The sequence below is a fragment of the Ensifer sp. GW101-20A05 genome, from assembly GCF_059424735.1.
Window position 1 is genome coordinate 105,691 of sequence record NZ_JBWKZT010000001.1, and the last position, 24,686, is coordinate 130,376.

Annotated in this window: 34 protein-coding genes and 2 pseudogenes; 24 read left to right on the forward strand and 12 right to left on the reverse strand. The window is 61.6% G+C overall.

Features of this window, described 5'->3' with window-relative positions:
• Window positions 1-301 precede the first annotated feature (301 nt).
• Entirely contained in the window at window positions 302-1,000 is a 699-nt protein-coding gene (locus tag AC070A_RS00495) for a corrinoid protein (RefSeq protein WP_057254147.1), read from the forward strand.
• Window positions 1,001-1,120: 120 nt separating this feature from the next.
• On the opposite strand, the gene AC070A_RS00500 is transcribed toward AC070A_RS00495, so the two are convergent.
• Window positions 1,121-1,279: an entericidin domain-containing protein gene (locus AC070A_RS00500; protein ID WP_057254143.1), complete on the reverse strand. Its 159-nt coding sequence runs from the start codon at window positions 1,277-1,279 to the stop codon at window positions 1,121-1,123.
• A gap of 39 nt (window positions 1,280-1,318) precedes the next feature.
• On the opposite strand from AC070A_RS00500, the gene AC070A_RS00505 reads away from it, so the two are divergent.
• Window positions 1,319-1,939: a DUF1638 domain-containing protein gene (locus tag AC070A_RS00505; protein WP_113737631.1), complete on the forward strand. Its 621-nt coding sequence runs from the start codon at window positions 1,319-1,321 to the stop codon at window positions 1,937-1,939.
• Between the two features lie 31 nt (window positions 1,940-1,970).
• Here the strand turns inward: AC070A_RS00505 and AC070A_RS00510 are convergent, their stop codons facing one another.
• A complete protein-coding gene (locus tag AC070A_RS00510; protein WP_113737630.1) occupies window positions 1,971-2,585 on the reverse strand; it encodes a LysE family translocator in 615 nt (204 codons plus the stop codon).
• A gap of 357 nt (window positions 2,586-2,942) precedes the next feature.
• Here AC070A_RS00510 and AC070A_RS00515 point away from each other — a divergent pair, with 357 nt between their 5' ends.
• The 8 genes and pseudogenes from AC070A_RS00515 to AC070A_RS00550 all read left to right on the forward strand — a co-directional run bounded on the left by AC070A_RS00515 (window position 2,943) and on the right by AC070A_RS00550 (window position 6,935).
• Window positions 2,943-3,161: a hypothetical protein gene (locus tag AC070A_RS00515; RefSeq protein ID WP_113737629.1), complete on the forward strand. Its 219-nt coding sequence runs from the start codon at window positions 2,943-2,945 to the stop codon at window positions 3,159-3,161.
• A 118-nt stretch (window positions 3,162-3,279) separates the two neighbouring features.
• Window positions 3,280-3,597 (forward strand): hypothetical protein, encoded by a 318-nt coding sequence (locus AC070A_RS00520; RefSeq protein ID WP_057254138.1) that lies wholly within the window; start codon window positions 3,280-3,282, stop codon window positions 3,595-3,597.
• Between the two features lie 62 nt (window positions 3,598-3,659).
• Window positions 3,660-3,953 (forward strand): hypothetical protein, encoded by a 294-nt coding sequence (locus AC070A_RS00525; protein WP_113737628.1) that lies wholly within the window; start codon window positions 3,660-3,662, stop codon window positions 3,951-3,953.
• 173 nt (window positions 3,954-4,126) lie between these two features.
• Entirely contained in the window at window positions 4,127-4,630 is a 504-nt protein-coding gene (locus AC070A_RS00530; RefSeq protein WP_113399757.1) for a YciE/YciF ferroxidase family protein, read from the forward strand.
• Window positions 4,631-4,676: 46 nt separating this feature from the next.
• Window positions 4,677-5,053: pseudogene (locus AC070A_RS00535) on the forward strand (DUF1638 domain-containing protein); the annotation flags it as partial.
• A 317-nt stretch (window positions 5,054-5,370) separates the two neighbouring features.
• On the forward strand, window positions 5,371-5,844 hold the full coding sequence (locus AC070A_RS00540; RefSeq protein ID WP_162771005.1) for a hypothetical protein: 474 nt from the start codon (window positions 5,371-5,373) through the stop codon (window positions 5,842-5,844).
• Between the two features lie 140 nt (window positions 5,845-5,984).
• Window positions 5,985-6,614, forward strand: a pseudogene (gene dmeF, locus AC070A_RS00545) (CDF family Co(II)/Ni(II) efflux transporter DmeF); the annotation flags it as partial.
• 45 nt (window positions 6,615-6,659) lie between these two features.
• Window positions 6,660-6,935: a metal/formaldehyde-sensitive transcriptional repressor gene (locus tag AC070A_RS00550; protein WP_043619696.1), complete on the forward strand. Its 276-nt coding sequence runs from the start codon at window positions 6,660-6,662 to the stop codon at window positions 6,933-6,935.
• Between the two features lie 259 nt (window positions 6,936-7,194).
• Here the strand turns inward: AC070A_RS00550 and AC070A_RS00555 are convergent, their stop codons facing one another.
• Both AC070A_RS00555 and AC070A_RS00560 read right to left on the reverse strand, forming a co-directional pair.
• On the reverse strand, window positions 7,195-8,307 hold the full coding sequence (locus AC070A_RS00555; protein WP_113737626.1) for an AI-2E family transporter: 1,113 nt from the start codon (window positions 8,305-8,307) through the stop codon (window positions 7,195-7,197).
• Between the two features lie 500 nt (window positions 8,308-8,807).
• Window positions 8,808-9,179 (reverse strand): COG4315 family predicted lipoprotein, encoded by a 372-nt coding sequence (locus AC070A_RS00560; RefSeq protein WP_057254125.1) that lies wholly within the window; start codon window positions 9,177-9,179, stop codon window positions 8,808-8,810.
• Window positions 9,180-9,313: 134 nt separating this feature from the next.
• Here AC070A_RS00560 and AC070A_RS00565 point away from each other — a divergent pair, with 134 nt between their 5' ends.
• Window positions 9,314-9,568 (forward strand): hypothetical protein, encoded by a 255-nt coding sequence (locus tag AC070A_RS00565; protein WP_143032969.1) that lies wholly within the window; start codon window positions 9,314-9,316, stop codon window positions 9,566-9,568.
• A 12-nt stretch (window positions 9,569-9,580) separates the two neighbouring features.
• Here AC070A_RS00565 and AC070A_RS00570 read toward each other — a convergent pair whose 3' ends face one another.
• Window positions 9,581-9,739, reverse strand: coding sequence for a hypothetical protein (locus tag AC070A_RS00570; protein WP_162771004.1), 159 nt, complete (start codon window positions 9,737-9,739; stop codon window positions 9,581-9,583).
• Window positions 9,740-10,289: 550 nt separating this feature from the next.
• On the opposite strand from AC070A_RS00570, the gene AC070A_RS00575 reads away from it, so the two are divergent.
• The 4 genes from AC070A_RS00575 (at window position 10,290) to AC070A_RS00590 (ending at window position 12,206) form a co-directional block, all read left to right on the forward strand.
• On the forward strand, window positions 10,290-10,595 hold the full coding sequence (locus AC070A_RS00575; RefSeq protein ID WP_113737623.1) for a hypothetical protein: 306 nt from the start codon (window positions 10,290-10,292) through the stop codon (window positions 10,593-10,595).
• Between the two features lie 45 nt (window positions 10,596-10,640).
• A complete protein-coding gene (locus AC070A_RS00580; RefSeq protein WP_093234627.1) occupies window positions 10,641-10,763 on the forward strand; it encodes a hypothetical protein in 123 nt (40 codons plus the stop codon).
• Between the two features lie 92 nt (window positions 10,764-10,855).
• On the forward strand, window positions 10,856-11,119 hold the full coding sequence (locus AC070A_RS00585; RefSeq protein ID WP_057254121.1) for a DUF1488 family protein: 264 nt from the start codon (window positions 10,856-10,858) through the stop codon (window positions 11,117-11,119).
• A 313-nt stretch (window positions 11,120-11,432) separates the two neighbouring features.
• Entirely contained in the window at window positions 11,433-12,206 is a 774-nt protein-coding gene (locus AC070A_RS00590; RefSeq protein WP_058323486.1) for a pyrroline-5-carboxylate reductase, read from the forward strand.
• 16 nt (window positions 12,207-12,222) lie between these two features.
• On the opposite strand, the gene AC070A_RS00595 is transcribed toward AC070A_RS00590, so the two are convergent.
• A complete protein-coding gene (locus AC070A_RS00595; protein WP_058323485.1) occupies window positions 12,223-12,648 on the reverse strand; it encodes a pyridoxamine 5'-phosphate oxidase family protein in 426 nt (141 codons plus the stop codon).
• Between the two features lie 203 nt (window positions 12,649-12,851).
• Here AC070A_RS00595 and AC070A_RS00600 point away from each other — a divergent pair, with 203 nt between their 5' ends.
• The 8 genes from AC070A_RS00600 (at window position 12,852) to AC070A_RS00635 (ending at window position 19,967) form a co-directional block, all read left to right on the forward strand.
• Window positions 12,852-13,031, forward strand: a complete 180-nt coding sequence (locus AC070A_RS00600; RefSeq protein WP_058327025.1) for a hypothetical protein — start codon at window positions 12,852-12,854, stop codon at window positions 13,029-13,031.
• Between the two features lie 45 nt (window positions 13,032-13,076).
• Window positions 13,077-13,880: a formyl transferase gene (locus AC070A_RS00605; RefSeq protein WP_113737662.1), complete on the forward strand. Its 804-nt coding sequence runs from the start codon at window positions 13,077-13,079 to the stop codon at window positions 13,878-13,880.
• Window positions 13,881-14,220: 340 nt separating this feature from the next.
• Window positions 14,221-14,523 (forward strand): virulence factor, encoded by a 303-nt coding sequence (locus tag AC070A_RS00610; protein ID WP_113737622.1) that lies wholly within the window; start codon window positions 14,221-14,223, stop codon window positions 14,521-14,523.
• The gene (locus AC070A_RS00615) at window positions 14,516-15,118 is read left to right on the forward strand and encodes a methylenetetrahydrofolate reductase C-terminal domain-containing protein (RefSeq protein ID WP_093234630.1); all 603 of its coding nucleotides are present in this window, start codon (window positions 14,516-14,518) and stop codon (window positions 15,116-15,118) included. The genes AC070A_RS00610 and AC070A_RS00615 overlap by 8 nt, the downstream gene beginning before the upstream one ends.
• On the forward strand, window positions 15,115-16,206 hold the full coding sequence (locus AC070A_RS00620) for a methylenetetrahydrofolate reductase (protein ID WP_057254108.1): 1,092 nt from the start codon (window positions 15,115-15,117) through the stop codon (window positions 16,204-16,206). The genes AC070A_RS00615 and AC070A_RS00620 overlap by 4 nt, the downstream gene beginning before the upstream one ends.
• Before the next feature lie 98 nt (window positions 16,207-16,304).
• Window positions 16,305-17,267: a methyltetrahydrofolate cobalamin methyltransferase gene (locus AC070A_RS00625; protein ID WP_093234631.1), complete on the forward strand. Its 963-nt coding sequence runs from the start codon at window positions 16,305-16,307 to the stop codon at window positions 17,265-17,267.
• Between the two features lie 140 nt (window positions 17,268-17,407).
• On the forward strand, window positions 17,408-17,740 hold the full coding sequence (locus AC070A_RS00630; protein ID WP_057254103.1) for a hypothetical protein: 333 nt from the start codon (window positions 17,408-17,410) through the stop codon (window positions 17,738-17,740).
• Between the two features lie 154 nt (window positions 17,741-17,894).
• Window positions 17,895-19,967, forward strand: coding sequence for an ASKHA domain-containing protein (locus AC070A_RS00635; RefSeq protein WP_058323480.1), 2,073 nt, complete (start codon window positions 17,895-17,897; stop codon window positions 19,965-19,967).
• Window positions 19,968-19,999: 32 nt separating this feature from the next.
• Here the strand turns inward: AC070A_RS00635 and AC070A_RS00640 are convergent, their stop codons facing one another.
• Complete coding sequence (locus AC070A_RS00640; protein ID WP_245299211.1) at window positions 20,000-20,455, reverse strand: hypothetical protein; 456 nt, start codon at window positions 20,453-20,455, stop codon at window positions 20,000-20,002.
• A 148-nt stretch (window positions 20,456-20,603) separates the two neighbouring features.
• Between AC070A_RS00640 and AC070A_RS00645 the strand changes: the two genes are divergently transcribed.
• The gene (locus AC070A_RS00645; RefSeq protein ID WP_057254099.1) at window positions 20,604-20,915 is read left to right on the forward strand and encodes a hypothetical protein; all 312 of its coding nucleotides are present in this window, start codon (window positions 20,604-20,606) and stop codon (window positions 20,913-20,915) included.
• Between the two features lie 217 nt (window positions 20,916-21,132).
• Here the strand turns inward: AC070A_RS00645 and AC070A_RS00650 are convergent, their stop codons facing one another.
• The 5 genes from AC070A_RS00650 to AC070A_RS00670 form a co-directional block, all read right to left on the reverse strand.
• Window positions 21,133-21,618: a BA14K family protein gene (locus AC070A_RS00650; protein ID WP_065376572.1), complete on the reverse strand. Its 486-nt coding sequence runs from the start codon at window positions 21,616-21,618 to the stop codon at window positions 21,133-21,135.
• Window positions 21,619-21,994: 376 nt separating this feature from the next.
• Window positions 21,995-22,462, reverse strand: coding sequence for an SRPBCC family protein (locus AC070A_RS00655; protein ID WP_113737621.1), 468 nt, complete (start codon window positions 22,460-22,462; stop codon window positions 21,995-21,997).
• 64 nt (window positions 22,463-22,526) lie between these two features.
• On the reverse strand, window positions 22,527-22,865 hold the full coding sequence (locus AC070A_RS00660) for an ArsR/SmtB family transcription factor (RefSeq protein WP_113737620.1): 339 nt from the start codon (window positions 22,863-22,865) through the stop codon (window positions 22,527-22,529).
• 112 nt (window positions 22,866-22,977) lie between these two features.
• Window positions 22,978-23,835 (reverse strand): transporter substrate-binding domain-containing protein, encoded by an 858-nt coding sequence (locus AC070A_RS00665; protein WP_113737619.1) that lies wholly within the window; start codon window positions 23,833-23,835, stop codon window positions 22,978-22,980.
• 72 nt (window positions 23,836-23,907) lie between these two features.
• Window positions 23,908-24,684 carry an ABC transporter ATP-binding protein gene (locus AC070A_RS00670; RefSeq protein WP_113737618.1) on the reverse strand — a complete coding sequence of 259 codons (777 nt, stop codon included), beginning with the start codon at window positions 24,682-24,684 and terminating at the stop codon, window positions 23,908-23,910.
• Between the last annotated feature and the right edge of the window lie 2 nt (window positions 24,685-24,686).

Here is a 24,686-nt window from a genome sequence, read left to right on the forward strand (position 1 = left end):
CTTCAAGCATCAATTGGTCCTAATGCTACCAAGCATAGGGGGCCTTGCGGGTCTCAATGCGCCAAGGAGTGGCGCAACTCGAACACTACCGAGAAGCGACCACAGGACGCCAAAAACCGCGTGGCGCGAATATATTGTTTTTGTTAAGAATATGCAGGCGTCAAAAGAAGCTGCCCTCCCGTCGCTTTTTGTCATATGCGACGTCGCTTTCGAAAACAGATTTTTAGAAATCGAACGCTATGGATTGATGGACGCGCCCGGAATATTTGCGCGGCCGTGCCAGGAACCGAGGAACCCCAATATGGCAGACGATGAAATCATTCTCGAGGACCTTTCCGACGAAGAACTTGTGCAGCAGATGCACGACGACCTCTATGACGGTCTGAAGGAAGAAATCGAGGACGGGACCCACATCCTGCTCAAGCGCGGCTGGACGCCCTACGATGTCCTGACCCAGGCGCTGGTCGAAGGCATGCGCATCGTCGGCATCGACTTCCGCGACGGCATCCTGTTCGTGCCGGAAGTACTTTTGTCGGCTAACGCCATGAAGGCCGGCATGACCATCCTGCGTCCGCTGCTTGCCGAAACCGGCGCGCCGAAGCTCGGCAAGATGGTGATCGGCACCGTCAAGGGTGACATTCACGACATCGGCAAGAACCTCGTCGGCATGATGATGGAAGGTGCCGGCTTCGACGTCGTCGACCTCGGCATCAACAACCCGGTTGAGAACTACCTCGAAGCGATCGAGCGCGAGCAGCCGGACATTCTCGGCATGTCGGCGCTTTTGACCACCACCATGCCCTATATGAAGGTCGTGATCGACACGCTGAAGGAAAAGGGACTACGCGACGACTACGTCGTTCTCGTCGGCGGTGCGCCGCTGAACGAAGAATTCGGCAAGGCCGTCGGCGCCGACGCCTATTGCCGCGACGCGGCGATCGCCGTCGAAACCGCCAAGGACTTCATGAAGCGCAAGCACAACCGGCTGGCAGCTGGCTAAGCTTCGGGCAATCCGAGATGAAAAAGCCGGCCGCAGAAGTGAAATCCGCGGCCGGCTTTCTTATGTCTGGCTGGTTCGGCGTGGGCGACGGAGGCCGTGCCCAGTCGTTTGCCGTCAGGCTTAGTTGACGGAGTGTGCCACCTTCTTGCCGGCCGACTGTGTCGCGTTGACAGTGTTTGCAGTATCCTGCCCGATGCCGCGGATGGTGTTGCCGCAGGCGGTGAGCGTTGAGAGGGCGACGAGAACGGCGCCGACGGTTGCAAGGGTCTTTACTGTCATGGTCAGGTTCCTTCCCGCTTATAGCCACATGGAATCAAGATGGAAAAAATATCGTCGGCAATAGAACGTGCACAACCGAAAAAAGTTCACGTGATCGGTTGTGGCGCCATCGCGCGCGAAATCCTGGCGATCTGCGAGGCAAACGGGCTCGCCCATATCGACCTCAACTGTCTGCCCGCCATCTGGCACAACACGCCTGAAAAGATCACGCCGGGCATTCGTGACGCGATCGCCAAGGCGCGCGCCGAAGACTTCGAGCGCATTTTCGTCGCCTATGCCGATTGCGGCACCGGCGGCCATCTCGACCGGCTCTGCGAGGAGGAAAAGGTCGAGCGCATCCCCGGCCCGCACTGTTATTCCTTCTTCGCCGGCAACGCGGATTTCGCCCGCCGTTGGGACGACGACATCACCGCCTTTTTCCTCACCGATTTCCTCGCCCGCCAGTTCGAAGCCTTCGTCATCGAACCGCTCGGCCTCGACCGGCATCCGGAACTGCGCGACATGTATTTCGGCCATTACCGCAAGTTGGTCTATCTCTCGCAGCAGGAGGACAAAGCCCTGCAGGAAAAGGCGAAGAAGGCAGCCGAAACGCTCGGGTTGGAATACGAATATCGCTTCACCGGTTACGGTGATCTGGCGACGTCGCTGATCAGGGCGTGATGGAACGGCGGCCGAAGTGGCCGCGGCAGATCTAGCTGCGCGCGGCGATCACGAGGCCGGTGGCAATCATGGCGCTGCCGGCCACCCGGTTCAGCGCCCGGACCGCCCGGGTGGTGCGGAACCACCGTGACGATGCCGCAGACAAGAGCGCATAGCCACCCATCGTGACAACATTGACCGCGAAAACGACGGCAAGCACCGTCCCGATCCCGAAGCGATCAAGGCTTTCGAGGTCGAGGATCAGCGGCATCAGGCTGGCATGAAAGAGGATCGCCTTCGGATTGCCGAAGCCGATGGCAGCGCCGAGCGCCAGCGAGCGCATCCATCTGCGCTCGCCCGATGCCACCTCCGCCTCAACCGTCGCAGCCGCGCGCCACATCCGATATCCGAGGAAAATCAGATAGCCGGCGCCAGCATATTTGATGGCAAGAAACAGCCAGCCGAACGTCTGTGCAATGACCGTGAGGCCAGCAAGCGCGACGCTTACGAGCACCATATCGCTGAGCGCGATACCGAGGCCACAGGCCAGCGCCGGGCCAACGCCACGGCTGATACTGGTGGAAATGACCGCGAACATGGCAGGCCCCGGGGTGACCGCGGCCAGGAACAGTGCCAGAGCATATGTGGAGATAACAGCAAGGGTCATGGCTAAGGCCTGGGAAAATTCCTCGATCCAAGCATATAGGCACGATCGCTCGACCTACACAAATAGACAAACACACAAAAAATTGGATCCACGCGCATATACAATGACATGCGCAAGACAAACCGAAACAATCTTCAAGAGAAGAAACACTCGAAAACATATCTCGAGAAAAACCAGGCCTCACGATCTGTAACTATTCAATTTAAATCTCGTCGACTTCAGAATTTATTTTGGAACCATGTGCGCTCCACCTCGTTTAGCTACCAGATCATATCTCCACCCCTGACGCTTCCTCTGCCGCCTGACAATTGGCCGTCTTTGCGCCAAGCACCGATCCAACACGCGGGAGCGTCTCCAGTGACCAGGCATTTCAAGTATGACAAAGAGGCCCTGCTTCGTGGCTGGGACGCAGTCTACGATCTCGAAGAGTTCATTGTGGCCTATCGCCTGCCACCGCTTGCCGCGCGCGAAATCTTCGCAAAGGCCGGCCCCCGCCGGCTCGATCTGGCAAATGCGATGGACGCACGAGACATAACGGCGCCCCAGGACCAGTCGAAACACGCTCAAGGTGCTTGAGTGAAGTTCTTTGCGCTGGCGCGACAACGCGTGCAGGGTGCTCCATCGACAGCGATTGAAGCGGGCGCTGTCGCAAACAGGCCTTTCCGTGCCTGCGCCCCAACCAAAGGAGGACGTAGTGTCTTCCAGCAATCCAGAACACTATCTTGATTCAGACGACCTCAGCCTGTTGGTCGAGGTGCTTACCGTTGCCGGTTTCTACGGAACGACAGCGACGGCAGATCCGGCCGGACGGCTTGCCGCGGCACGCTTCCTGATGACTGCTCTCGAAAGCGGCATCGACACCAGTGCGACGCTCGCCGCAGCACTTGTAGAGCGTGCGGATGCCTCAAACGGCGAACATCAGACGCCGGCACAGTTAAAAGCCGAGGCGATTGACCGATGGGATGACGAGGGCGGCGCCGTTTCGGATGTCGTCGCCAAGCCTGCGGCCTGACCGCCGCTTGCGGCTAACCGATTGATCGCGTGCGCTATTCCGGCGCCGGAAGGGAGAATTCGATGTACACGCTGCCCAACCTGACGGGCCATAATCTCAGCCACCACGACATCGTGGTGGTCCGGAGGGTTTTTGAAGCGACCTGCTCGAAAATATGTATTCAGCGTCCCGGCGACCATGCCGACCGCCTGGCCAGATTCATTGTGGACGAGTTTCGGTTCGGCAATACCGACGAGGCTTCGCTCCTTGAATGTGCCCTATGGCACGAGACACGGGGCAGCCTGCCCGAGGCGAAGCGCCACTCGATCGTTGACATACAAACAGCATTGGCCCGAGAGAACCACGATCTCGGCTGAACACAGGCAACAGATTTGCGGTCGAGACGCCCAGTAGTCGCTCTACCCGTCGAACTGTAACCGCCGTTCCAACCGTCCGATTTCTGCTATCTGGCCGCCGCTCACGAGCAGCCAGCACGGCCAGGCGCGTCGCCTGGAACATGACAGTGAGCCCTCGAACAACAGGAGCCATCATGGCCAAGGACATCAAGACACTGGACGTGCTTTTTCACGATACGTTGAAGGACGTCTACTTCGCCGAGAACAAGATCGTCGACACGCTGCCGAAGATGCGCGATGCCGCCAAGAGCAAGCCGCTCAAGGACGCGTTTATCAAGCATCTCGCAGAGACGAAGGTCCATGTCGAGCGGCTGGACGAAGTGTTCAAGATCATCGGCAAGAAGCCTGAGAAGAAGACCTGTGACGCGATCATGGGCATCACCAAGGAAGGCGCCTCGATCATGGAAGCGTATCAAGGCTCGCCCGCGCTCGACGCCGGACTACTTGCAGCCGCACAGGCTGTCGAACACTACGAAATGTCACGCTACGGCACGCTGAGGACCTGGGCGCTGGAGTTGGGCATGAAAGACGCCGCCAAGCTGCTTCAGACGACGCTCGACGAAGAGCAGGCGACGGACATTGCCCTGACCGCGATCGCCACCAAGGTCGTCAATCAGACCGCCGAAAAAGCGGCCTGACACAAGCACCAGCCCGGCTTGATCCTTTATCGAGCCGGGCAAAGGCTGCGGTTCCGGCGGCCATCTCGACCGGCTCTGCGAATTGAAGAGGTCGAGCGCATCCCCGGCCCGCACCGTTATTCCTTCTTTGCCGGCAACAGGGATTTCGCCCGCCGCCGGGACGACGACATAACCGCTTTTTTCCTTACCGATTTCCTCGCCCGCCAGTTCGAAACCTTCGTCATCGACCCGCTCGGCCTCGACCGGCATCCGGAGCTGCGCGACATGTATTTCGGCCATTACCGCAAGCTGGTCTATCTCTCGCAGCAGGAGGACAAAGCCCTGCAGGAAAAGGCGAAGAAGGCAGCGGACTATCTCGGGCTTGAATGCGAGTACCGCTTCACTGGCTATGGCGATCTCGCGACCTCGCTGATCAGGGCGTGAGTATGCGACTTGTCGCGCATGGCGCGCGGTGTCGCAGGTTGGGGCATCACACGCTGGCCCTGCTAGCGCGCATTTACTCTATCGGTTGATTGGGCGCTCCGACCGGCACACGCGCCACGATGGGCCTTCCCGCATAGGACAGAACGCTGCACAACCTGCTGGCTGCAACTCCACCGCTGACCACAGGATTGCCCGTCATGAGCGCACTGCTTTCCGCCGAACTCGCCTAGTACGCCACCGGCCGCTTCTACGAGGCGAACGACGGCACGTTGGCCGACTACGGCTATTTCCTGCACCTGCCTTTTCTTGATGCCCAGATGTTTGATGGAGAACCGGGCGAAACGACTGCCCATTTCACCTTCGCCGCCAAGCCTTTCAAGGCGCAAGCGGCGGCAAACGGTGTCCTGTCTCTCGGCCTCGACCCGGTCGGCGAATTTTCGCTCTATCTTCAGCGCAAGCCGGTTGGAACCTTCGATGACCCCGCCTCCTTCGCCAAGGGAGAATGCATAGCCACGTTCCGGCGGATCAGCCTGGTGGTGGGAACCACGGTCTCCGACACCATCGCTGGGACAACGGCGGTGCTGTTCGGCACCAATGTGTTTTCGGCCCGCCTGATTGCAAGCGCACCGTTCGATTTCGGCGGTCGCCGCCATGATTTCGCACACTATCTCGGCGCGGGCATCACGCAATTCGGCACGTCCGCCGCCACGCAGATCGAGCCGACGCCGGTGGGCTACAAGCGGGTGCTGCCGTTCACGGGCTCGGCCATCGCCCTCGGTCGAGCCGGCTAGAGCCGATCACGGAGGCTGATGCCGCCAGCGCCCATTGCCGCCGGCAACGACATTGTCTGACGGCGGCGGAAGCAGGAACCGAGCACTTTACGGCGAGCCTTATATAGGGTACCCCCCTATATAATATTGGAGCCAGCGGCATGAGCAATCACCAACACGACCATCATCACCACCACAGTCACCACGGGCATTCGCATGGCGAAGGACGCGTGCTCGCGGCGCGCCACGATCACGTCTTCCTTGGCGGCAATCACGAGCGCAACGAGCGGCGGACCTGGATCGTCATCGCGGTCACCGCGACGATGATGGTGATCGAGATCGCGGCCGGGCAGGTCTTCGGGTCGATGGCGCTCGTTGCCGACGGCTGGCACATGTCGACCCATGCCGCCGCGATGCTGATTGCTGCACTCGCCTATCTCTATGCGCGCAAGCATTCGAACAACCGCCGCTTCACCTTCGGCACCGGAAAGCTTGGCGACCTCGCCGGCTTTTCCAGCGCCATCGTGCTGGCGCTCATCGCGCTGCTGATCGGTTAGGAAAGCCTCCAGCGCCTGAGCGCACCTGTCAGCATCGATTTCAGCGAGGCCATTCTCGTCGCCGTGGCCGGCCTCGTCGTCAACCTGGTCTGCGCCTGGCTGCTGAAGGATGATCACGGCCATCACCATCACGAACACCATGGGCATCACCACGGACACCACGGCGGGCAGGATCGAAACCTGCGCGCCGCCTATCTGCACGTCCTCGCCGATGCGCTGACCTCGGTTCTCGCAGAAGCACGGGCCGCATAGTGACGGCGCCCGAAACCGGAGTGACCGATGACCCATACCATCCGTGAAAAACAGAAGCTCATCAACCGGGTCCGGCGGCTCCGGGGCCAGATGGAGGCGGTCGAACGGATGCTCGAGGAGGAAAAGGGCTGCGCCGAGGTCATGCAGGTGATCGCCGGCATCCGCGGCGCGGTCAACGGCCTGATGGCGGAGGTTGTCGAGGACCACATCCACATGCATCTGGCCGCGGCCGACCTGTCGCAAAAGGACCGGGATGAAGCGGCGGCGGAACTGGTCGACGTGGTGCGCGCCTATATGAAATAGGCCGGGCGGAAAGGACACCGCCTCCGCCGCCGGAATTAGCGGCATCCCCCGCCAAGCTGCTTCAGACGCGACGCTCGACGAAGAGCAGGCGACGGACATTGCCCTGACCGCGATCGCCATCGCCACCAAGGTCGTCAATCAGACCGCAAATGCTCACCTCGCCTTTTTCGTCTGAAGAATTGGACCGATGGGGAAAATCAGGGTGGCGGCATGGCGTTTGATCGCGCCGCAACACCTGGAACGTTCCATTGATCGGAGCTCAGTTTCTTGCCGTGGTTCTCGTATCCTCGGGCACGCCGGAAGGGGACACTGTTTGCGCCCGTTCTTCGAGCTCGGCTGCGACCCACTCGAGAAACAAGTTGTAAGCGACCGCCAACAGGGTGGGTCCAAGAAAGAGCCCGATCAGCCCAAAGGCAAGCACTCCGCCGACGAGTCCAAACAAGCCGAGCAACACCGGCAGGTTGCTGTTTTGGTTGAGCAGATACGGCCGAAGAAAGTTGTCAATGCTGCTGACGAGCAGGAGCCCCCAGACGGCGACGAAGATCGCCCAGCCCATGGAACCTTGCAACAGCAACCAAAGCGCCATCGGTACCCAGAGAAACGGCGGGCCTCCCGGCACGAATGACAGTGCAAAGGTCAGGCCGCCCAACAATATCGGTTGGGGCACACCGGCGATCCAGAACCCGGTGCCGGCCAGCAAGCCCTGCGCAAGGGCAGTTCCGATCATGCCGTAGACGACACCCTTCACGGTCATACCGATGACCATCAGCAATCTCTTGGCGCGGGGACCGGCAACGCGCTCGCTGATCTGGCGCATGAAGCCGATCATACGGCGACCATGCAGGAACAAAAAGAAGGTGATGAATATGCTGAGTGCGAGCTCAAGCAGGACGGCCCCGAGGGCCGCTCCGCCTGCAAGCGCCATATCGGTGACGGGTCCCGTCAGTTTCTTGAGTTCAGCTATGAACGCTGGGGCGTCATGAGCGAGGTTCTCCCAGTAGGCCGCAACGCCTTCGCCAATGATCGGCAGGCCCTTGACCCAGTTGGGCGGCACCGACGGCCCCTCTTCCAGGACGTGCGCAATCGCTTCGGCAACAGTCTTTATATCGTCCACGAGCGCGGTCACAAGGAACGCAAGGGGTGCTGCCAAGACAAAGACGACCAGCATCGTCATTATCGCCGCGGCAGCTGGGCGATATCCTCCGACGGCACGTTCGCATTGGCGGTAGAGCGGCCAGGTCGAGAAACAGATCACCGCAGCCCACAACAAAGCCGACAGGAAGGGCCAGAGGACCAGGGCGCAACCGATCACCAGCAGGGCAAGCGCGCCCGTACCGAGAACAGGCCCTATCCATCTGCGAGAATCTGACATTGCCCGATCCGCCTCCTCCAGGGGCACCTTTTCACAGACGACACACTCGCCGGATCGAGCAGACGACGAGCCTAGGCCGGCATCCGATGGACTGCCGGCGCAGGTCCGACGAGGCTAGAGATTTGAGTGACCGCAACGTGGCTCGCTCACGAACTCATACGACGCAATGTCGGGCAATTGCCCGCCTTGCTAGGTCTCCCTCGGACAACCCGATCCATTCAGAAAGGGCCTACGTGTCCGTCCGTAGACGAATGGCTCAATACCAGCGACCGCGACCGTACCAGCCGCCGCCGCCGAGCAAGAGAACGATGAGAACGATGATGAGTAGTGTGGTGATATCCATTTGGGTCTCCTGGGAGTACCCTGGTTATCGTCGATCAAGATGATGGACGATGCTATTTTTTGCTGTACTCCAACGTAGGATGTAACGCGCCAGATGTGCCTTCGTTCCGGCGCCCAGAGGCGGGCGGCCATAAAGCCGCCCGCCGTCGTTTGGGGTGTTATTTGGCGCGGTGCCAGACGCCGTTGACGCCGTCACCCTTGACGTCGCCAGCCTTCGTGTCTTCGGCATAGGTGTAAAGCGGCTTTCCGTCGTAGGCCCACATCTGCTTGCCGGCGGTGTCCTTGACCAACGACCACTCGCCATCTGCCTTTGCATTCGCTGCGGCGTGGAAGGCCGGCCATTTCTTCAGGCAATCGGCGTCGCAGTTCGACTTGCCCTTGGTGTCCTTGTCGAACGTGTAGAGGGTCATGCCTGTATCCGTGGCCATGACCTTGCCCATCTTCGTGTCGACCATCTTGCCTGGTTCTGCGGCAAAGGCCGTCCATGACGTAGCGGCAGCCACGCCCAATGCGATCAGAAAGGTTTTCATGATTTTTCCCATCGGGGATGCCGGCGGAATGCCAGTAGTGCCCCGAAGTCTAACACATGCAAACGTGTCGCTTCGATTGCGGTTCCACGAACGCGAAGTTGGAGGCGTCTATCGGCTCGGACAAGAGCGGAACCTTGACCGACAACGTCAACCGCCGTGGCGGCTGCCTTGGTGCGGCGGAACTAGCTCTCATCTTCCGGCGGGCGGGGCGGAACCTTTATCGTGCCCCTGCGTATGCCGTCTTTGAGATTGAGAATATCCAGAAGATCATCCGCTTCATCGCGCGGCAAGTTCGACAGCAGAGAGCCGTGAAGAACGACCGGCTGCCCGGTGAAGACATCGACCACCGCCCAGACATTGTTGGCTTCGACCTTGAGACCGTACCGTAGCGTTGCCATGGTTCAGCCCAGTCCACAATCGGGGTTCACGACCTGGCCCTGATCCGCCAGATGCGGCATGGCTGAGCGACCATCGGCGTTGCCCTGAGGCGGTCTGAAGGCCCAGACAAGGACAACCGACAGGGCAAACAGAAGCAGGCAGAAGACCAAACGGGAGGACATTGCGCCTCTCCTTCTTCGAATGAGATCATCGCGGCCGGGCGTCATCAGGCTTGAGTAAGGAAACGTGCAAGCGCCTTTTGCAAGGTGTCGGCAGCCGTTCGGTTCAGGGCCCCTTCGATCGCAGTCTCCAATTCCAAACGATGAGCTTACCACATCGGCAATTGACGCGGGGCTTTATCGAGCGGACAACGGAAAACCGTGAGGGAGTGACGGTTGATGAGCCCCGACATCCGGAGAACCTCCGGCAAGCCCGCCAACAGGCGCGCGCATCCCCGCCAGCAGACACAACCGCCTCAATTGAAACTCAATCGACGCGCTATATTAAGCCAAGTAGATTTGGCCGATGTGGCTTTCGCGGTATCAGAACTTCGAACCGCCCCGATCTCCTAAATTTTCGACAGATACGCAAGCTTCGGTTCCAGTGCTTGGGCCAACGCTTCGTCTCGAAGCACATCTCGCTTCGGGACATCTGTTCGCCCGCGCCAAGCCATCTTTGAGCAGCTGTCCGGCCGACCGTGCCCAAGCACATTTTTAGAGGACTGAGACCATCATGAACACGCTAACGTTCACCAAACGCATCATCCGCAGTCCGCGCGCCCAGTCGCCTGTCCACCGTTTTCACGTTGGCCAGCTCGTTCGCTCCAGAGGGGCGCTGACGAGGGAGTCAATTGTCGGAGAAACATATCGCATTACCGCGACGCTGCCGATCCGCGACAATGCGCTCCAGTACCGCATACGCAGCAACGGCGAATGCCATGAGCGGGTAACCGATGAAGGCAATCTCGAACTCGTCAATGCCGGCAACGACGCGATCGCACGGGCCGAACGGGCGTTCAGAACTGCACACATCTTGTAAACACCAAGCCAAGCGGTCCGAACAGATCAGCCACAGGAGGCGATCATGAAGTACCACATACCGGCTCAGATCTATCTCTTCGACTATCGCGGTCTGCTTGCCTGGATTGCCCTTTCGCTCGCGATCGCCGTCGTCGTTACCACAATCCTCTTCGGGCGGATCTTGTGATGGCGCGGCGCGAAGATGAATGCACGTCTTCACGCGTCTACCCGGCCGACCCACCGCTGGCCAACTTGGCTTACCGCTAAAAGGATCACACCATGCCACTGAGCTTCCCAAACCAATCCCGAAGCTTCGATGGTGCGAGGAACGCCGTTCGCTTCCTTGGCCACGACGGCATGTTCGAAGTGCCCTTCTATGTCGAGGCGGCGGCTCTGGCCCGTGGCGCGCCCACCCGGACGACCGAGGCGGCCTGCCTCCAGGCATTCGACGCCGCACGCAACTCGATCTACGAAGTCGCAAGGGCAGCCTATGCCAACGGGCGCCGGACAATCTATATCCTCACAGCCGCGGACTTCCGCTAGATCTCGGCCGCTAGATCTCGGAAGGAAACCCGCGGCACCCGCTCGCGCCCAACACCCCTTGGTCTCACAGGATCGCCGCCCTGTTCGGCGACTTCACTGTCCACGTCCCCTCTCCCCGCAGGCGGCGACAGGGTGTGGCAACCTCAACTCCGTTGTTGAAATGCGTCCCGCTACCCTGTGGGCGACGCTGTCGCGACCGCTTGTCGCCAGCGCCTTTGGTATTATTGTTCCGCGAACCACAAACCAGGACCCGTGCATGCGGCACCCGGCAGTTTCACGGATCTGCTGAAATCACCAAGCGACAGGACTTCTCATGAAACTCGGCTTCATCGGCACCGGCGCACTCTCGTCTGCGATCGTCACCGGGCTCAAATCGCTTCCGGGCGAAACCACGCCGGTCGTGCTGTCGCCACGCAACGAAGAGATCGCGGCGGGCCTTGCCGCGCGGTTTCCCGATGTGCGGGTGGCGGCCGACAATCAGGCGGTCCTGGACGATTGCGACACGGTCATGCTTGCCGTCCGGCCACAGATCGCCCGCGAAGTGCTGCCGCTGTTGCGCTTCCGGCCGGATCACCATGTCGTCAGCCTGATCGCGACCTTCTCCTGCAATGAGATCGCCGCCATGGTCGGCCCGGTGAAGCGGGTGACCAAGGCATTGCCGATGCCGATGATCGCGATCCGCCAGGGGCCGACGATCATTTTCCCGCCGGATCCGGAAATGGCAGCGTTTTTCGGCAGGCTCGGCAAGGCGATCGAGGTTGAAAGCGAGAGCGAGTTCGATGTGCTGAGCGTGGCGACGGCCACCTATGCCAGCTACTTCAAATATCTCGAAACGATCCATGGCTGGCTGAAAGACAACGGCGTGGAGGACGCCAAGGGCCGCGACTATGTGGCCTCGCTGTTTGGGGCTTTGGGTCAGGCACCGGCAACGACACCGGATGCCAGCTTCGCGCATCTCGCCGAGGATTACGCGACACGCGGCGGCATCAACGAACAGGTGCTGCGAGAGCTGACGGAGCACGGGACGTTCGAGCGGTTCAAGGAAAGTCTCGGCGGTATTCACCGCCGCATCACCGCGGCTTCATGACGGCAAGGTCCAAACTTCAGAAGCCGAGCTCGATCACGTCGGGAGGAGTCTTGCTGTAATCGGAGTAGCGAATCCAGCGCGGTTCGACCCGGAACACCACGGCACCCTTCTCGACAAACTCTCTTTCGGCCGGAACGCTTTTCACATGCGCTTCCTGGTATCGCTCGAGATCATCGGCGGAGACCTTCGTCGCGTCGCCCTCATATTGAACGGTGATGTTGTTGTCCCAGCCGATGACGAGCGCGATGCGGCTCTGCTCCAAGAGGTTTGCGAACTTGCGGGTATGTTCGAACGTGTCGAACACGATTTCCAGGTCGTCTCGCACCGAGAAATCGATAGCCGCCGCTTCAGGCCTGCCATCCCGGCCGCAGGTCGCGATCACGGCCAAGGTGTGCTGCCTCAAGAAGTCGAGGATCATGCGTCTGGATTGAATGTCGCCCATTGCTTCATCGTCCTGGATGGCTGGGTGCGTTGCCGGCGGAACGAATTCAGGCTTTCCTGCCAAGCGCAGCTTGACAAGGCAATGGAGGGAGTCAAGGTGATCTCATAGCCATCGGCAACCATGCGGCGAACCATCAGCAGCGCGGCGCCCTTGCCGTGAGGCTATGTTGAAGAAGATCGCCACGCCTGTCGGAGGAGACAGCAGTGAAATTCCTCGAATATCTGCCCTATGCGCTTGGATGTGCGGCCGGCCTGCTTCTGGCTCTGCTGATCGGTGCGGTCTGCAACCTGACGGAAGACGTAGCGCTGCTCGAGTCCGTGGCATTGGTCGTGCTCGGCGGCGGTGTGGCCGAATGGTACTGGAACCAGTTAAGCCGCCGGTAACGGGCGAGCCTGCATATCTTGGCCCTGTTCACGCATGGGGCCGCCATGACCGAAATCGCCAGTCCGAATCAAGCCGCCGGCAAGCGCCCCGGCCCTATCGTCATGGTCACGGCGGGCGGTGAGAACCCGTGGATCATGATCAACGCGCTCGCTGGCCGCTTTTCCGATGTGACCGTCATCGAGGAACAGCCGGAATCCAAGGGCCTGTTCCTGCGTCGCCGCGCCCGCAAGCTCGGCTGGCCGATGGCGCTCGGGCAGCTTGCCACCATGATCGCCTCGCGCTTCGGCAAGCGTTTTACCCGTAGCCGCGCGGAAGAAATCTTCGCCACCTACAAGGTCTCGGGAAAACTCGATTCGTCGATCCCGATCAAATCCGTGGCTTCGATCAACGACGCCGACGCCATCAAGCAAATCCGCGCGCTGAAACCCGGCGTCATCTTCCTCATCAGCTGCCGCTTGCTGAAGGCCGAAACGCTTGCCGCGATCCCCTGCCCGGTCCTCAATTTCCATGCCGGCATCAACCCCACCTATCGCGGCCTGATGGGCGGCTACTGGGCGCTGGTCAACGACGATGCGGAGAACTTCGGCGCGACCGTGCATCTGGTCGATGCCGGCGTCGACACCGGCGGCGTACTCTACCAGTCACGCCAAAGGCCGAGCCAAAGCGACACGATGCACACCTATCCGCTGCTGCAGACGGCTGCTTCCACCGATATTGCGATTGCCGCAGTCACAGATGCGCTTGACGGAAAACTGCGGCCCGTCGATGTCGCAGGTCCGTCACGGCAATGGTTTCACCCGCCAATCTGGGCCTGGGTGTGGAATGGGCTCACACGTCGTATCTGGTAAGCGGTGCAAAGGGTTAACGTTCCTGTCACATGCGCGCTAAAAGCCTGAAACTGTGGGCAATCCGCTCCGAACGGCATTGACACGCCCGGCCGCTCGACCGACGCTCGCGCGTCCCGTGAAGCGCGCCCGCGGCGGCTCGTCGCCCAGCGTCGTTTTTGGACATATCCGACGTCGTGGCGAGATGAGCCCGGACGCCTGTACATGCGCATTGTCGCACCTACAGCGCTGCGCGTCGTATCAGGCGCGCAAAGGTCGCTGTAGCGCTTTAGAGTGCTGCATGTTTTTGATCCTTAATCGGCTCCGATTAAAGGAAACATGCAGGGGAGGAGAACGACACCCGATGGCAGATCGCATTATCGTCTACTGGCGCGACATTCCGGCCCAGGTCATCATCAAGAAGGGCCGCACGACGGCGAAGCGCGAGCTGTCGCTGCGTTTCACCGAGGCGATCGACATGTGCGCGATGCGCACCGGTGCCGCCGAAACCGACGATTATCTCGCCGAATGGCGCAAGGCCGATCCGGTGCCGGTGTCCGACGATCTGGAAGCGGAAGCCGACGGCGCTGCCGCCGAGCTTGAAGCCGCCTATGACCGCGAACGCCTCGTGGCGCTCGTCAAAGCCGGAGGCCGTGACAATGGCTGACGCCAAGCCCGCAGGCGAACCGAAGATCATGAAGGGCAACGCAGCACCTGGGGCAAAGGCTGCGACAGGCGCCTATACCCCGACCGGGGTTTCTCCGAGCCGCCGGTCGCGCCACAAATATACGGTTCGCCTCTGGGCCGTGCGCAACTCCCGTTTCCTCGAGTGGTTCTACAACCGCTTCGCCGATGTATTCCTGCTCTTGCATCCGCTCTGGAACGCCCTCGGCTACGGCCGGGTCGAGCGACCGATCACCTTCGTCGAGCGTCACGTCAAGGGTTTCCTCTTCGACTGTCGCATGTGCGGCCAGTGCGCGCTGTCTTCAACTGGCATGTCCTGCCCGATGAACTGTCCGAAGCAGCTGCGCAATGGCCCCTGCGGCGGCGTGCGCGCCAACGGCAATTGCGAGGTCGAGCCGGATATGCCCTGCGTCTGGGTGCAGGCCTGGAAGGGCTCGCAGAACATGGAGAAGGGCAATGCGATCATGAACGTGCAAAAGCCGGTCAACCAGTCGCTGCGCGAAACTTCGTCCTGGCTGCGCGTGACGGCGGAAGCCGCAGCGCAGCGTGAAGCGGCATCCAAGGAAGGCCAGGCATGAGCCCCGATATCAATCCCTTCGATCCCGGCGCGCCGCTTGAGCCCCTGCCCGGCCATTCCTCCCGCGGCCGTCTGGAGCGTGTTCTGCGTCGCGGCGAATTTGCCGTCACCGCCGAGCTCAACCCGCCCGACAGCGCCAACCCGCAGGACGTCTACGAACGCGCCGCGGTCTTCGACGGCTGGGTCGACGGCATCAACGCGGTGGATGCATCCGGCGCCAACTGCCACATGTCCTCGGTCGGCATCTGCGCGCTTTTGACCCGCATGGGCTATGCGCCGATCATGCAGATCGCCTGCCGCGACAAGAATCGCATCGCCATCCAGGGCGACGTGCTCGGCGCTTCGGCCATGGGCGTGCAGAACATCATGTGCCTGACCGGCGACGGCGTGCAGGCCGGCGACCAGCCGGGCGCAAAGCCGGTCTTCGACCTCGACTGCATGTCGCTGCTCGAAACCGTGCGCATCATGCGCGACAACTCGAAGTTCCTTTCCGGCCGCAAGCTGACGACGCCGCCGCAGGTGTTCCTCGGCGCCGCCATCAACCCCTTCGCCCCGCCTTACGATTTCCGCCCCTATCGTCTCGCCAAGAAGATCGAGGCCGGCGCGCAGTTCGTGCAGAGCCAGTACTGCTTCGACGTGCCGATGTTCCGCGAATACATGAAGAAGGTGCGCGACCTCGGCTTGCACGAGAAGTGCTATATCCTCGTCGGCGTCGGGCCGATGGCATCGGCCAAGACCGCCCGCTGGATCCGCTCCAACGTTCCGGGCATCCATATCCCCGACAGCGTCATTACCCGCCTGGAAGGCGCGCAGGACCAGAAGAAGGAAGGCAAGCAGCTCTGCATCGACATCATCAACGAGGTGAAGGAGATCGAAGGTGTCTCCGGCATCCACGTGATGGCCTATCGCCAGGAAGAATATGTCGCAGAGATCGTGCATGAATCGGGCGTGCTGAAGGGCCGCCGGCCCTGGAAGCACGAGACGCTGCCTGAGGATGCGCTCGTTGCCGAGCGGCTGGAGCATATTCGCGAAGGCAAGGAAGAAAACCAGCAGGAGATGGCCGAAGCCGCAGCCCATCATCCGCACTGACCAGACCGCAGACAAAACCGGCGCCTATCAGAAGGCGCCTATCATCGACTTCCTGGGCGTGATTACATAGCCCGACGCCAATTGACAAAGGACCCTGCATGACCCGGACCATCGTCGCTTCCGCCACCCGCGAGATCATCATCGGCTTCGACCAGCCGTTCTGCGTCATCGGCGAACGCATCAACCCGACCGGCCGCAAGAAACTCGCCGCCGAAATGATCGAGGGCAACTTCGACACGGTGATCAAGGATGCGCTGGAGCAGGTGGCAGCGGGCGCGACGATGCTCGACGTTAACGCCGGCGTCACCGCCGTCAACCCGAACGAGACCGAGCCGCCGCTGCTCGTCAAGACGCTCGAAATCGTCCAGGGCCTCGTCGATGTACCGCTGGCGATCGACAGTTCCGTCACCGCCGCGATCGAGGCGGCACTGCGCGTTGCCAAGGGCCGCCCGCTGGTCAATTCCGTCACCGGCGAAGAGGAGAAGCTCGAGGCGATCCTCCCGCTCGTCAAGAAATACGACGTACCGGTGGTGGCTATCTCCAACGATGAAACCGGAATCTCGATGGACCCGGACGTGCGTTTCGCCGTCGCCAAGAAGATCGTCGAGCGCGCCCTGGATCACGGCATCAAGCCGCACGACATCGTTGTCGATCCGCTGGTCATGCCGATCGGCGCCCTGGGCGACGCTGGCCGGCAGGTCTTCGCGCTGCTGCGGCGGCTCCGCGAGGAGCTCAAGGTCAACACCACCTGCGGCCTCTCCAACATCTCCTTCGGCCTGCCGCACCGCCACGGCATCAATGCCGGCTTCATCCCGATGGTCATCGGCGCCGGCATGACGTCGGCCATCATGAACCCCTGCCGCCCGCAGGAAATGGAGGCCGTGCGCGCCGCCAACGTTCTGAACGGCACCGACCCGAACTGCACCCACTGGATCAAGACCTATCGCGACCACAAGCCGGCCGACGGTGGCCACGTCGTTGCGGCCGCACCGGCAGCCGCCAGCGGTGGACGCCGCGGCGGTCGCGCGGCCCGCACCGGCGGTGCGGCAGCGAGCGAGTAGGTTACGTCTTGCGAGGGGGAACGGCATGAGAAGCCATCCGCGTCTCGTCGCCGCCCTCCTCCCGTCGCATTCGCGGTGATACAAACGGGAGCGCTATACCACCGACTTCGGCACCCCACCTCACAGCACAAGGGATCACCATGACACGCCGCCTTCGCCTCGACGCCGCGACCCTCTGGTTCGAAGCCCCCTTCGTCATCGCCGTCCGGCTGCAGGAGATGCAGATGGCGGCGCTTACGGGCAAGTCCCACGACGTAACCGAGCTTCACCGCATGATCTCCGAGAAGATTGCGGCCTCAGCGGAAAGCGTCATGGCCGTGAACATGGCCCTTTGGAAAGCTGCCTTCGACAACACGCTGCGGCTGATGGCCGGCGGCACGGCCTCCGGCCACGGAACGGCGATTGCGTCCGCAGCGCTCAGGCCCTATGGCAAGCGGGTGCGCAGCAACGCCCGGCGTCTATCGCGCAAGTAGCCTGACCGGCCACCAAGCCTCACGCCTTAACTGTTTGAAACAGATGCTTCCATGTCGGGATTGGACAACTATCGGGCGGCGTTCCGGTGCAGTCTGAAACCGTTTAGCCGTGCTTCGCTCACCTGTTGAAGCGGACCTGACGAAAGACTAGAGCATGCGCATCGAAGGCACTTCCGAGATCGAGACCAACATGACCGAAGCCGCGCAAAAGGAACCTCTGGTGCTGTTCATGCCTTCGGGCAAACGCGGCCGCTTCCCGGTGGGCACCCCGGTTCTCGATGCGGCGCGCAAGCTCGGCGTCTATGTTGAAAGTGTGTGCGGCGGGCGGGCCACCTGCGGGCGCTGTCAGATCGTGGTGCAGGAAGGTAACTTCGCCAAACACAAGATCGTTTCCTCCAACGAGCACATCTCGGAAAAGGGCGCCAAGGAAGATCGCTACGAGAAGATCCGCGGCCTGCCCGATGGCCGCCGCCTCTCCTGTTCCGCCCAGATCCTCGGCGACCTCGTCATCGACGTGCCGCAGGACACTGTCATCAACGCGCAGGTCGTGCGCAAGGCCGCGACCGATCGGGTGATCGAGCGCAATGCCGCCGTCCAGCTCTGCTATGTCGAGGTGGACGAGCCCGACATGCACAAGCCGCTCGGCGACCTCGACCGTCTCAAGGTGATGCTGGAAAAGGACTGGGGCTGGAAGGATCTCCTGATTGCGCCGCACCTGATCCCGCAGGTCCAGACGATCCTGCGCAAGGGCAACTGGGCCGTCACCGCCGCCATCCACCGCGACATGGATTCGTCCCGCCCCTTCATCGTCGGCCTGTGGCCGGGCCTGAAGAACGAGGCCTATGGCGTTGCCTGCGACATCGGCTCGACCACCATCGCGATGCATCTGGTGTCGCTGCTCTCGGGCCGCATCGTCGGCTCCTCTGGCGCCTCCAATCCGCAGATCCGCTTCGGCGAAGACCTGATGAGCCGCGTCTCCTATGTGATGATGAACCCGGACGGCCGGGAAGCCATGACCAAGGCGGTGCGCGAAGCGGTCAACGGCCTCATCGGCAAGGTCTGCGCCGAGGGTGAGGTCGACCGCCACGACATTCTCGACATGGTCTTCGTTGGCAACCCGATCATGCACCACCTGTTCCTCGGCATCGACCCGACGGAACTCGGCCAGGCGCCGTTTGCGCTCGCCGTCTCCGGCGCGCTGCAATATTGGGCGCACGAGATCGACATCGACGTCAACCGCGGCGCGCGGCTCTATATGCTGCCCTGCATCGCCGGCCACGTCGGCGCCGATGCGGCGGGTGCCACGCTCGCCGAAGGTCCCTATCGCCAGGACAAGATGATGCTGCTCGTCGATGTCGGCACCAATGCCGAGATCGTGCTCGGCAACAAGGACCGCGTCGTCGCCGCCTCGTCACCGACAGGCCCAGCCTTCGAGGGTGCTGAAATCTCCTCGGGCCAGCGCGCCGCCCCCGGCGCCATCGAGCGCGTGCGTATCGACCCCGAAACGCTGGAACCGCGCTTCCGGGTGATCGGCGTCGACAAGTGGTCGGACGAGGAAGGTTTTGCCGAGGCGGCCGCCTCCGTCGGCGTGACAGGCATCTGCGGCTCGGCGATCATCGAGATCGTCGCCGAGATGTACCTTTCCGGCATCATCTCGCAGGATGGCGTCGTCGATGGCGCGATGGCGGCGAAAAGCCCGCGCATCATCCCCAACGGCCGCACCTTCTCCTATCTGCTGCACGAGGGCGAACAGCGCATTACCGTGACGCAGAACGACATCCGCGCCATCCAGCTTGCGAAAGCTGCCCTCTATGCCGGCATCAAGCTGTTGATGGAGAAGCTCGATATCGAGCATGTCGACACCATCCGCTTTGCCGGCGCCTTCGGCTCCTTCATCGACCCGAAATACGCGATGGTCCTGGGCCTCATTCCGGACTGCGACCTCGACGAGGTCAAGGCCGTCGGCAACGCCGCCGGCACCGGCGCGCTGATGGCGCTGCTTAACCGCGGCCACCGTCGCGAGATCGAGCAAACCGTCAGCAAAATCGAGAAGATAGAGACGGCGCTTGAATCAAAGTTTCAGGAGCACTTCGTCAACGCCATGGCGATGCCGAACAAGGTCGACGCCTTCCCGAAGCTTTCTGCAGTCGTGACTTTGCCGGAGCGCAAGGTGACGGGCGATGATGGCGAGGGTGGCGGTCGTCGGCGGAGAAGAAGCCGGGAGTAGAGTGAGTCGGCTAAGCTGCCGTCTTCAGACCGTCATCTCAAGGCGCTCATCAGCGTCCTGGGCAGCGGCCCGCCTCGCTCGTCATGAAGCTCGAGCGAGACCGTCTCGAACAGAACCTCGATCGTTACGTCGTTAAAGGATATGAGCCAGAAACGCGGATTGAGGACTTTCCATTTGGCCGCTTCGTCACCGTCCACGACTTCATTGAACGCCCATGGACGGATTGGGTACCTGCACTCCGGCAGGCCATCGACATTCATCGGCGTAATCCGGAAATCGATAACGTCGCCGAACTTGAGAACGACATTACCGCCGCCAGCGCTCGGAGCAGCTTCATAACAGACAAAAGCGCTGAGCCCATCGTAGAGCACAGCGGGATTTGCGACAGTTCCCAACGCGGGAAAAGCCTCCTGCGGTATCGATATCTGCATGATTTGATTGTGGGCACTGTTTCTGTTGACGACGAGATGGTTCCGGTCAGCCGCCACTTTGTCAACTCTTCTGCCGTCTCGCACCGTCTGGAACGCTGCCTGACCTCTTCACCAGACGTGGACACTCGATATTTCGGCTTGCCTTAATTCCGGCGGCGGGCGACGGTCTGATGAATCGTATTCTTTGAACTGGCATCCAAAACCCATGAACGACAAGATTCTCGATACCCTGACCGGCATGTACTTCACCGTCGACGATCCCGATGGCACCTATGGCACCGGCCAGGTGGTCCGTCTCGCCGCCGAAGGCATCTATTTCATTCGCTACGACGGCAACGAGGTGGAGCTGCCGATGGAGCTCGTCTCGCTCGGCGAGATGCTGCAGACGACCGAAGAAGATTACAAGCTCTGGCGGTTCTTCGACACGATCGAGGAACGGGACAAGTGGATCGAATGGCTGGATGCGCCATCAAAGCCACGCGTCGTCACGCTGGTGCGGCCGACACCAACAAAATAAAGGTTCGCCGCAACGCTCTCGGCCGCCAACCCTGCCGCTCCTCGCGCGAAATCGGGCAACCCACCAGACTGGTCGGAAGGTGGAGACGACGGCCGTCCCGAAGCTTTCGGCCGCCGTCATTGCCAAAGGGCAAACTGGCGGCGGACGAAGGCGGCCACGGGGCATCGATGGCCATCAAGGCTTCGAACCCATGGCCACCGTCAAGCAGGCGTGCTGATCAGTAATACGGCGACACGCATTCCTGGCGCGGCCCGTAATAGGGCTGGAAAGTGTTGTCGTAGGCGTTGTACGAGCGGTAGCGGTCATAGCACCATTCGACATGCGCAGACGGCGCGTTGGAATAGACCCTGCGAGGTGGCTGCGCGATCGCGCCACCGATAACCACTCCTGCCCCGAATGCCGCCAGAGGATACCACCATCCGTCACTGTGCCGACGGTAACCGTCGCGACGGTAGCGGTAGCCCTCGTAGCCATTGTAATAGCCGTATCGTGGACCTGCATTGTAACGGTTGCCGCCGTAACGGTAGCCGTTATACCCGCGTTTGTGCGGCGGTCCGCCGTAGTGACCTGGCTTGTGGTGGATCAACTCGACAGGCTGGGAAACTGACTGCCCCACCGAAACGGGAGACATGGGCACGGCCTGCGCCGAGACCGCCGACAGTGCCGTAGCCGCGGCTACGAGTACTGCACCTATTCTTTTCATGGCATCGTCCAACTGTTGTTCGTCGGGTCATTTTCCGGCACCCGTCATGAACCTCAGATGAACGTGCGCAGCTTGGCGCAGCGTCGAACCTCAAAGCAGCGGGAGCCCATGACCAGATGAAGATCATCATTCCGTAGTGGGGCCAACAAAAAAGGCCGGGGCGAAACCGCACCGACCTTCCTCATCATCGCTCTTACACCAGTGCCAGTACATCCGTGGTCAAAAGTCTAAAGCGACGCGGCGATTGCGAGCGGCGAGAATTTTCAGCGCTCATAAGCAATACCGATGGCCGGGTGTATACGGGGCGATTGTGTTCGAAACAAGGTTGGAAGCGCGCCGCCCTCGATGCGACGCCAAACCAACCGGGCTCGACACTTCACCCCACCTTCGCCGCAAACGCTGCGAGCAGCCCTGCCCAGCCACCGTCGGAATCAAGCGAAGCACGGGCCACCTCCGCCTTCGCGCCGTAGTTGGCGAGGTCGCGATGTTCGAGCCGCACGGTGGTGCCGCCTTCCGGCGTGGGTTCGAAGGTCACCTCCACCTCGGTTGCGAAATCGGTATCGAAGGTCCATTCGGCATTGAGCTGCCAGGCGAAGAGGATCCGCTTCGGCGGCTCATAGGCGAGCACCCGCCCCCAGTCCTTTTCCTCGCCCGAGGTGCCCACCTCATACCAACGGCCGCCGGCGGCGGGCTCGACGATAACAGCCCTCTGGCCGCTCGCCGTTAGGCTGTGGGTCTTCAGCCACCAGTCGCCCATGCGCGCGACGAAGATCTCGAAGGCGCGCTCCGGTGGAGCGTTGACGGTTACGGATTTGCGCACCGGCGCCGGCTCGATCATATGCATATCCTTTCCTCCCGTTGCTGACGTGGTCGCGGCGGAGGCGTGTCGACTGTAGGGCTTCCGCCCCCTATCGCTCCGGTTCCCTCGGCTCAGTTCCCGAAGCCTCGTCGCTTTCGGCCAGCGCCTTGAAGGCGGCTAACTGATCCTCCCAGAAGCGGTCCAGCCATTGCCTGAGCGGCCCGAGGCCCGCCGGATCGATCGAATAGATGCGCCTCTGGCCCTGAGGCTCGTCGGTGACCAGCCCCGCCTGCTTCAGCACCTTCAGATGCTGCGAGATCGCCGGCTGCGAGACCGGCAGGGACCGGGCGACATCAGCAACCGAGGAACGTCCCTTGGCAAGTTTCTCGAAGATCGCCCGGCGCGTCGGGTCTGCGAGCGCAGTGAGCACTTTTCCTTCATAAGCCATGACTTATCATAAGGCGCTACTTATGAGAGTCAACCGTTAGCGCCGCCACGCAAAAGCGCCGCGCATTCGAGAGAACACGCGGCGCTTGGGTTGAGAGCGGTGGCGGACCGCCTTATTGCGGCGTCAGGTCGAAGCCAAACCACTTTTCGGACAGGCGCTTGATGGTGCCGTCGGCCTTGGCGGCCGCGATGGCGTCGTCGAACAGCGCCTTCAGCTCGGTATCGCTCTTGCGCAGACCGACGGAGCTGCCGGCGCCGAGGAAGCCGCCCTGGAAACGGGGGCCGACGATGACCATGTCGCTATTGGCCGGCTTTTCGACCGCGGTCTTCAGATAGCCCATCGACGCCATGACGAAATCGACGCGGCCGGCGACGAGATCGAGGTCGTGCTGCTCGGTCGTCTTGTACTCGCGCACCTCGACGACGTCCTTCAGGTATTCGTCGATGAAACGTGCGGCGATCGAGGCGGTCTGGACGCCGACGGTCTTGCCTTCGACCAGCGGCTTCAATTCATCGACCGCCTTGCGCGCGCCGGCCTCGTTGGAGGCGAGCGAGAACAGTTCGCCCTTCATCGGCAGCGTTTCGAGCTCGCCGCCCTTCAGCGTCGCGAAGGCCTGGCCGGTGCTGCCGTAGGACATCGAGAAGTCGATGACTTCCTTGCGCTTTTCGGTCGCCGACATGCCGGCCATGATCGCGTCGAACTTGCCGGCGTTGAGCGCCGGGATCAGGCCGTCGAAGGATTGGGCGATGATGGTGCATTCGACCTTCATATGCTCGCAGAGATATTTGCTGAGCTCGATCTCGTAGCCGTCGAGCGTGCCGTCCGCCTTCGTCAGGTTATAGGGCGGAAAGGCGCCTTCGGTGGCGATCGTGATCTTGGTCCACTTCTTGTCTTCGGCCTGAGCCGGCATGGACATCAGCCCCGCGGCAACGGCAAGCGCCGAAGCCATGATTGCGGTCATCTTTTTCATTACAGCATTCCCCTTTTTGTGGATGTTGATTGGTTTGGTTGTTGGTAATCGGTCTGCAGCTCGCGGCAGATCTCAACTCTTGATGAACTGGCGGAAGCGTTCGGACTTCGAACGGGTGAAGACCTCGTGCGGCGGCCCCTCCTCCTCGATCGTTCCCTTGTGCACGAACACGACGCGGCTCGAGACGTCGCGGGCAAAGCCCATCTCGTGGGTCACCACCAGCATGGTCCGCCCCTCCTCGGCCAGCCCCCGCATCACGCGCAGCACCTCGCCCACCAGTTCCGGGTCGAGCGCCGAGGTCGGTTCGTCGAACAGCATCGCCTTCGGGCGCATGGCGAGTGCGCGGGCGATCGCGGCGCGCTGCTGCTGGCCGCCGGAGAGATGCGAGGGATAGTGGTTGCGCTTGTCCGCGATGCCGACCTTGGCAAGCAGCGCTTCGGCCTCTTCCATCGCCTCGGCGCGCGGGCGCTTCAGCACATGCACCGGCGCCTCGATGACGTTTTCGAGCACGGTCTTGTGGGACCAGAGATTGAAGCTCTGGAACACCATGCCGAGTTCGGAGCGGAGGCGGTCCACCTGCTTCTGATCGGCCGGACGGCTGCGCCCGTCGCTCAGCGTCTTCAGCCGGATCGCCTCGCCGGCGACCTCGATCGTACCCGAATTCGGTACTTCCAGCATGTTGATGCAGCGAAGCAGTGTCGACTTGCCCGATCCGGACGATCCGAGAATGGAAATCACTTCGCCCTCGCGTGCGTCAAGTGACACGCCTTTCAGGACTTCGACGGGGCCGAAGCTCTTGTGAAGATCGTGCACGCGGATGGCAACCGGTGCGGTGACGGCGGCGGACATGT